Origin of the sequence: Phenylobacterium sp., assembly GCF_031181185.1 — a bacterium.
In the GTDB taxonomy this organism is placed as follows: Bacteria; Pseudomonadota; Alphaproteobacteria; order Caulobacterales; family Caulobacteraceae; genus Phenylobacterium.
Map to the genome: position 1 here is coordinate 1 of NZ_JAPSKZ010000166.1, position 7986 is coordinate 7986.

Below are 7986 nucleotides of genomic sequence, written 5' to 3' on the forward strand. Positions count from 1 at the left end.
GCTCCGGATCCTGATCGGCGACGTCGAGCGGGTCCCCCTGAAGGGCAAGTTCGAGGAGATCTACCACCTCGCCTCGCCGGCTTCGCCGCCCTGGTACATGGCCCAGCCGCTGCGGACGATCTCGGCAAATGTGGTCGGCGCCATGCGGCTCCTGGACGTGCTGAGCCCCGGCGGCCAGCTCGCCTACACGTCCACCTCGGAGGTGTACGGCGACCCGCTGGTCTCGCCCCAGCCGGAGAGCTACCGCGGCTTCGTCGACTGCACCGGCCCGCGGGCCTCGTATGACGAGAGCAAGCGGTGCGTCGAGGCGATGCTCTTCGAGGCGCACCGGGTGATGGGCGTCCGGGTGAAGGTGGTCCGCCTGTTCAACGTGTTCGGGCCGCGCACGCGCGTCGACGACGGCCGGGCGGTGTCGAACTTCATCACCCAGGCGCTGCGCGGCATGCCGCTGACCATCTACGGCGACGGCCTCCAGACCCGCAGCTGGGGCTTCGTGGACGACATCGTCGAGGGCCTCGCGCGATACTTCTGGCGCGACGGCGTCGACTATCCGGGGCCGGTCAACATCGGCAACGACCGCGAGATCCCGGTGCTGGACGTGGCCCGCTACATACAGAACCGGTTCCCGCAGTGCCCGATCGTCCACCTCGCCCCGGCGCCCCAGGACCCCACCAACCGACGGCCCGACCTGACGGTCGCCAACCGGGTGATCCCCGGCTGGGCCTGCGCGGTGCCCTACGAAGAGGGCGTCGACCGGACGATCGACTGGTTCGCGGCCGAACTCGCGAACGGGGCCGCCCAGCCGGTCGCGCCGGAACCGATCCTGGCGCCGCCCGACATCGTGGAGGCCGCGGAGCGGAAGCGGCCGCGGCGGCGACGATCGCCGCTGGCCCCGGGGGGCCTCGAGCTTCCGCCCGACGGCCTGCAGCTCGGCGCCTGAGGCGCGGGCATGGCGGCGACCCAGCCCCTCGTGTCCGTGGTGATCCCCCTGCACAACGGGGCGGAGACGATCGAAGAGACGCTGCAGAGCGTGCAGCGGCAGACCTGGCCGAACCTTGAGATCGTGATCGTGGACGATGGCTCCACGGATGACGGACCTGCGCGGGTGGCGCGGCTGCGGCGCGAGGACGGTCGCATCCGCCTGCTGCGCCAGCCGAACGCAGGGGTGGCGGCCGCCCGGAACAACGGCGCGGCCGCCGCTGCCGGCGCCTACCTGGCGTTCGTCGACGCCGACGATCTCTGGGGCCCCGACAAGATCGCGCTGCAGATGGCGGCGCTCGAGGCAGGCGGGCCGGAGGTGGGCCTCGTCTACACCTGGTCGGCGCTCATCAACGAGGAGGGCCGCGTGTACTCGGTCTGGCACCGGCCAGAGCACGAGGGGCGCGTGTTCGGCGAGCTCTGCCGGGCGAACTTCGTCGGCAACGGCTCCTGCACCCTGATGCGCCGGGAGGCCTTCGAGCGCGTCGGCGGCTACGACTCCTCCCTACGGTCGCGAGGGGCGCAGGGCTGCGAAGACCTCATGATCTACCTGCGGATCGCCGAGCACTACGAGTTCCGGGTCGTCCGCCGCCACCTGACGGGCTATCGGGTCACGCGCGCCAACATGTCGAGCGATGCGCTTCGCATGCTGTGGTCGTGCGAGCTGACCCTGGCGGCGTTCCGGGACGCCTACCCGCAGTATGCGTCTCACTTCGACGCGCACGAGCGCGAGATGGTCTATTGGCTGCTCGCCCGCGCGCTCACCACGGGGCCCTGGCGCAACGTCGCCGTTCTCCTGACCCGCCAGGGTTTCCGTCACAGCTTCGAGCTCGCCGACCGCGCCGGCGATCTCGCGTGGCTGACCCTCAAGGCTCGGGCCCCCTCCTGGGCCAAGGCGGCGGCGCAGCGGCTGCTGCGTCGCGGCGGAGCCTACCGCCCCCTCTACGCCGAGCTCGCCGCATGAGCGGCGTCCCGGCCCGCGTGGCGCAGAGCCTGCGGCTGGCCGAGGCGCCGCGGTGGGCGCCCGGCGCGATCATCCTCCTGGCCCTCCTGGCCGCCGCCTTCGAGGCCGCCGGCCTCTATCTCTTCATCCCCCTGGTGCAGAGCCTGGGCGGGGGCGGCCAGGCGGCGCCGATGACCCCGGAATGGCTCCATCGGCCGTCCGGCCCCGGTTGGACGGCCCTGCTCGTCGCGGGGCTCTGCCTGAGCATCCTCGCCAAGAACGTTCTGGGCTTCGCCGGCGGCTACCTGGCCCGCTACGTCGACGGCATCGTCGCCCACCGGCTGCGCGTCCGGGTGCTCGGCCAGACGCTCAGCTCCTGCATCGACTACCGCCCTGGCGTGCGGATGACCGACGTCGTCACGACGCTCGCCAACAACACCTGGAAGGTAAGCCAGGCGCTGAGCCTCACCTGGCGCTTGGCGATCTGCGTGATCACGGGGGCCGTCTTCCTGGGCCTCCTGGCGTCGATCTCCCTGCGCCTCACCGGCCTTGCGGTGGCGATGATCGCGGTAACGGCCCTCGTCGTGCATCTGACGACCCGCCGCGCCGAGGCCCTGGGCGGGCAGGTGGTCGAGGAGAACAAGCAGTTCGGCCTGCGGATGTGGGAGAGCGCCGGGGCGCTGCAGCTGATCCGCAGTTTCGGGCGCGAGAGCTTCGAGCTCGAGCGCTTCCGCAGCGTGTCGGACCGGATGCGCCGTCGCATCCTGGCGCTCGACCTTCTCTGGGCCGTGCCGGGCCCGGTAGCTGAGGTTCTGGGGGCGCTGCTGATCGGCGGCTTGATCCTGGCCGGCGTCGCCTTCGGCGTCGCCTTGCCCGCCCTGGCCGCCTTCCTCGTGGCGCTCTATCGGCTGCAGGGGCCGGTGCGGGAATTCCTGGCCTGCAAGGTGGCGCTCGAGGGTCTCGGCGCGGCTCTGGACGACGTCGACGTCTTCCTCTCCCAGACGCAGACCCCCTTGCTGAAGGCGGGACATCAGCCGGTCCCGCCCCTCTTGCAGGGACTGGAGTTCCGCGACGTCTGCTTCCGCTACGCTCCGGACGAGCCGCTGGCGCTGCAGCACGTCAGCTTCCGCATCCCCGCAGGCAAGACGACGGCGATCGTCGGGGCGTCCGGCGCCGGCAAGTCGACGCTGATGAGCCTGATCTTCCGCTTCCGAGACCCGGAGCACGGCCAAGTGCTGGCGGACGGCGCGCCGCTGACCGACTTCGACGTCGCCGCCTGGCGGGCCCGCCTGTCGCTGATGGCGCAGGAGGCGCAGCTGTTCAACGCCACCGTCGCCGAGAACATCGGCTATGGCGACCTCGCTGCCGACGCCGAGGCCATCCGTCGGGCGGCGGAGATCGCCGGGGCCGCGGAGTTCATCGCCGCCTTGCCGAACGGCTACGACACCAACCTCGGGGATCGGGGCCTGCGGCTCTCCGGAGGCCAGCGACAGCGGATCGCGCTGGCGCGGACCATCCTGCGCGACCCCGACGTGCTGCTGCTGGATGAGCCCACGAACGCCCTCGACCCGGAGACGGAGCGGGCCTTCCAGCTGGCGCTCGGGCGCTTCTCGCAAGGCCGGACGGTGGTGGTCATCGCCCATCGGCTTTCCACCGTCCGCAACGCCGACCAGGTCGTCGTGCTCGACGCAGGGCGGGTGGCGGAGGTCGGCGCGCCACGGGAGCTCCTGGCCCGCCCCGGTCGCTTCGCGCAGCTCTACGGACTGACGCTGGACGATGCGCGGGAGGTCGCCTGATGGGCTATCTCCGCATCGACCTTGAGCTCACCCAACCGCCGCCGGCGATCGCGCTGTCGCCGGAGCAGGACGGCGTCGGGATCGTGGCGCGCCACGAAGGCCGGCTGGTGGGATTTGCCATGCGCGAGCTTCCGCCGGGCGCCCGCCTCGAGCCGCCCGAGGCGGAGGACCTGGCGGAGAGCCTGTTCGGCCGGGCCGTGCTGATCGACCGCGCCGCGCGAGAGCTGGCCGCGCGGTGGCCGGAGGCGGACGCGTTGCTTGCGCCGACCCTCAGCATCGCGATCTGCACGAAGGATCGCGCGGCGCGCCTGCGTCGCCTGCTCGGATCGCTCGAGGCCGTGCGCGCAGCCTCGCCGTTCGCCAGCCTGGAGGTGCTGGTCGTCGACAACGCGCCGTCTGACGACAGCACGCGGGCGGCCGTCGAGGCGTTCGACGGCGTTCGCTACGTTCTGGAGCCGCGCGCCGGCCTCGACTTTGCGCGCAACGCGGCGCTGCGGGCGGCGACGGGGGACCTCCTGGCGTTCCTCGACGACGACGTGGTGGTCGACCCAGGCTGGCTGCAGGGGCTCCACACCGCCTGGACGCGGGCGCCGGACGCCGGGGGCTACACGGGCCTCGTCCTGCCCTTCCGGCTGGACACAGAGGCCCAGGTGCAGTTCGAACGGCGGGGCGGCTTCGGCCGGGGCTTCCGGCCCGACGAGTTCCGCAACGCCCGCCACGGCAACACCTTGCATCCGGTGGGCGCCGGCATCCTGGGGGCTGGGTGCGACATGTGCTTCGACCGCAGGCTCCTGCTGGAGCTGGGGGGTTTCGACGAGGCGCTGGACACCGGCGCCCCGCTGCCCGGCGGCGGCGACCTGGACATCTTCTACCGCGTCCTGCGTGCGGGCCGGGCGATGGTCTACGAGCCCAGCTACGCCGTCCACCACGAGCACCGCGAAACCCTGCCGCAGCTCGAGCGCCAGTACTGGACCTGGGGCCTCGGCTTCATGGCCTTCCTGGTGAAGTCCTGGCGCACCGACCCGGCCCTGCGCCCCCGCCAGGCGGCGACGGTCTGGTGGTGGCTCTGCGACCGGGTAGCGGCCATGGCGCGCGCCGCCCTGCGACGCCGGCGCCTGGAGTTCCGCTTCGCCTGGGCCGAGTTCCGGGGCGGGCTGCAGGGTCTGGCCGGCGAATACGACCGATCGCGGGCGCGGTCCCGCCGGATCAGGGAGCAGGCCGCATGAGCGAGCCGTGGATCGTCAAGCACCTCGATCTGTCGCAGGGTCCGCAGGACATCCCCGCCTCCGACCGCGGACACCTGCTGGTGTTCTGGTGGCGTGACCTGCCGCTCGGGACAAAGGCGCTGTCGCCCGCCGAGCTCCCGTTCCGCCGAGGCCATGTGGCGGCCCTGGCCGCCGAGATGATCGCCGATCAGGCCCTGGCGCGCGCGGGCGCGCCGATGCGGGCGGGTATCGACGGCGCGCCGATCTCGCCCATCCGGCCGACCGACGCGCCGGGCGAGCTTCTGCCGTTGCTGGACCGCGTCGCCGGGCGACCGGCGCCCGCCGCCGATCTGCTTAGCGTGGTGATCTGCACACGCGATCGTCCGGCCATGCTGGCCGCCTGCCTCGACAGCCTGACGGCGCAACGGTGTCCGCCGGGCCAAGTCGTGGTGGTCGACAACGCGCCGTCGGCCAGCGCCCGCGAGGTGGCGGCGGGTCGTAACGGCGTGACCTATGTGCATGAGCCCCGGCCGGGCCTCAGCATCGCCCGCAACGCCGGCGTCGCCGCCGCCTCGGGCGAGATCGTGGCCTTTACGGATGACGACGTGGAACTGCCGGACAACTGGACCGGCGAGATCGTCCGGGCTTTCGAGGACCCGTCCGTCGACGCCGTCACCGGTCTTGTGCTGCCCGCGCGGCTGGACACCGCGGCCCAGCGGGCGTTCGAACTGGATCTCGGCGGCTTCACCCAGCGCTACGTGCCCCTGCGTTTTGACGCGCGCTTCCTCGAAGCGACGCGGGCCATGGGGCCCCAGGTCTGGCGCATCGGCGCGGGCGCCAACATGGCGTTCCGCCGGGCGGTGTTCGCGGCCCTAGGCGGCTTCGACGAACGGCTGGGCGCCGGCGCCTCCGGCTGCTCCGAGGATTCCGAATACTGGTATCGCATCCTCGCCGCGGGCGGAGTCTGCCTCTACGAGCCCCGCGCCTATGTGCGGCACCACCACCGCCGCACCTGGCCGGAGCTGCGGGCGCAGTACCGGGCCTACATGCGCGGCCACGTCTCGGCCCTCGTGGTCCAGGCCGACCGTTACGGCCCGTCGGGCGATGCGACCCGGATCTTCAAACAGCTGCCGATCTACTTCGCCAAGACGGCGCTGGGCGCCGTCCAGACGCTGTCCGGCTGGCGGCTCGCGCTGCTGGCGCACGAGGTGACCGGCTGGGCTCAGGGCCTGGGCTATCTCTGCCGCCCTGGATGGCGGAGACGCGAGCGGCGCGCCGCCGCCCCGGAACCGCTCGCCCGGGAGATTCGACATGCATAAGGCCCCGCTGCGCGCCTTCCTGTCGCGCAACCCCTTCCCGAACGGTCTGACCGACGGCCTCTTCTACCGGGAGAAGATGCGCGCCATCCACCGCATCGCGCCGCAGCGGCTGCGCGACGACACCCGACGTCCCCGGGTTCTGGACATCGGCGGCGGGCGTAGCGGCCTGGCCGCCCTCCTCTATCCGGAGGCCGAGGTCGTGACCGTCGATGTCGACCCCGCCCTGGCTGGCCAGGGCCCGGCCGGCGCGCGGTCGGTCTTCGTCTGCGCCGACGCCACCCGCCTGCCGTTCGAGGACGGCGCCTTCGACGCGGTGACGATGTTCGACGTGCTCGAGCACATCGAGGCGGACGGCGCGGCGGCGGCCGAGGCCCAGCGCGTTGTCAGGCCCGGCGGATATGTCCTGGTCTCCACGCCCTGCGCCACCTGGCGCTACCCGCACCATGGCGCGCTGCGGCCGGTCTGCCCGCCTGAGGAAGAACTGATGGCCGAATGGGGCCACGTCCGGCGGGGCTATGCCGAGAGCGAGCTGCGTGGCCTCTTCGGCGGCGCGCCCGAGCGCCGGGCGAGCTTCATCAACGGCTTCACCGCCATCTACCACGATGTGGCGTTCTCTCGGCTCGGACGCCGCGCCCGCAAACTGCTCTACCTCGCCGCGGCTCCGCTCGCCGCGGCCGGCTACATGCTGCACCACCCTGCGGGGCGAGGCGCAGAAACGGCGGCGGCCTGGCGGCGCTGATGACAGGACCGGTCGCCATCTTTCCCTGGGGCGAGGTGATCGAGGTGTTCCTCGATCCGCTCGGCCTCACGGCGGAGGCGTTCGCAATCCGGATGAAGGGGGGCTGGCTGTTCGGCTATGTCGCGGCCCTTGCGCGGCGGGGGCGTGGAGCGGTCATTGTCTACGCCTCCGAACGTGTCGCGGCGCCCCGCCGGCTCGTGCATGCAGAGACCGGCGCGCCGATCTGGCTGGTTCCGGGCCGCCGCACCGGTCAGGGGCGCGCCCGAGCCCTCCCCGCTCTGCAGGCGATCCAGCAGTGGCGCGGAACGCCCTGGCGCGCCTTCGACCGTGTCCTGGCGGCGGAAGGCTGCTCGGCCATGCTGGTCCAGGATTACGAGCACGCCCGCTTCGACGCCCTGGCGCTGCTCGCGCGGCGGCGGGGGCTGCCGCTCTTCGCCACCTTCCAGGGTGGCGATGTCACCGCTTCGCCGCTGGAGCGCCGCGTGCGCCGGCTGACGCTGAGACAGTGCGAGCGGCTGATCGTCCCCTCGGCGCGGGAGCGGGAGCGGCTCGCCCAGAGCTACGGCCTCACGCCCGAACGGATGTGCGACATCCCCAATCCCGTCGACGTGGAGGCGTGGCGCGCCGAGCCGGCGGCGGCGGCGCGGACCCGGCTCGGGGTCGAGCGGGACGCCTTCCTCGTGGTCTGGCACGGGCGGATCGACATTCATCGGAAGGGCCTCGACGTGTTGCTCGAAGCTTGGCGCCAGGTCCGCAGCCGCCGCCCGGACGCACGCCTGGTCCTCCTCGGGTCCGGCCAGGACCACGACGTGTTCGCCGCCCATCTCGCCGGCGCCGAGGCCGTTGACTGGCGCGCCGCCTACACCACCGATCCGACCCAGGTCCGCCGCTGGCTCTCCGCCGCCGACGTCTACGTGACCCTCTCGCGCACCGAGGGCATGCCTGTGGCCCCCCTCGAGGCGATGGCGTGCGCACGGCCTGTGGTCGCCAGCGACGCGCATGGCCT

At 72.5% G+C, this 7986-nt stretch carries 7 protein-coding genes; all 7 read left to right on the forward strand.

Translation table 11 applies throughout. The features are described from left to right. On the forward strand, positions 1-940 hold a 940-nt coding region (locus RIF93_RS16445; RefSeq protein WP_309092532.1), incomplete at its 5' end, for an NAD-dependent epimerase/dehydratase family protein. Between the two features lie 9 nt (positions 941-949). Beyond that, on the forward strand, positions 950-1942 hold the full coding sequence (locus tag RIF93_RS16450) for a glycosyltransferase family A protein (protein WP_309092533.1): 993 nt from the start codon (positions 950-952) through the stop codon (positions 1940-1942). Further along, positions 1939-3717: an ABC transporter ATP-binding protein gene (locus RIF93_RS16455; RefSeq protein ID WP_309092534.1), complete on the forward strand. Its 1779-nt coding sequence runs from the start codon at positions 1939-1941 to the stop codon at positions 3715-3717. Before RIF93_RS16450 ends, RIF93_RS16455 begins: the two co-directional genes overlap by 4 nt. Continuing rightward, positions 3717-4943, forward strand: a complete 1227-nt coding sequence (locus RIF93_RS16460) for a glycosyltransferase (RefSeq protein ID WP_309092535.1) — start codon at positions 3717-3719, stop codon at positions 4941-4943. Before RIF93_RS16455 ends, RIF93_RS16460 begins: the two co-directional genes overlap by 1 nt. Then, a complete protein-coding gene (locus RIF93_RS16465) occupies positions 4940-6241 on the forward strand; it encodes a glycosyltransferase (RefSeq protein WP_309092536.1) in 1302 nt (433 codons plus the stop codon). Before RIF93_RS16460 ends, RIF93_RS16465 begins: the two co-directional genes overlap by 4 nt. After that, positions 6234-6980: a class I SAM-dependent methyltransferase gene (locus RIF93_RS16470; RefSeq protein WP_309092537.1), complete on the forward strand. Its 747-nt coding sequence runs from the start codon at positions 6234-6236 to the stop codon at positions 6978-6980. Before RIF93_RS16465 ends, RIF93_RS16470 begins: the two co-directional genes overlap by 8 nt. Further along, a partial coding sequence (locus tag RIF93_RS16475) for a glycosyltransferase family 4 protein (RefSeq protein WP_309092538.1) occupies positions 6980-7986 on the forward strand: 1007 nt, incomplete at its 3' end. The genes RIF93_RS16470 and RIF93_RS16475, both read left to right, overlap by 1 nt.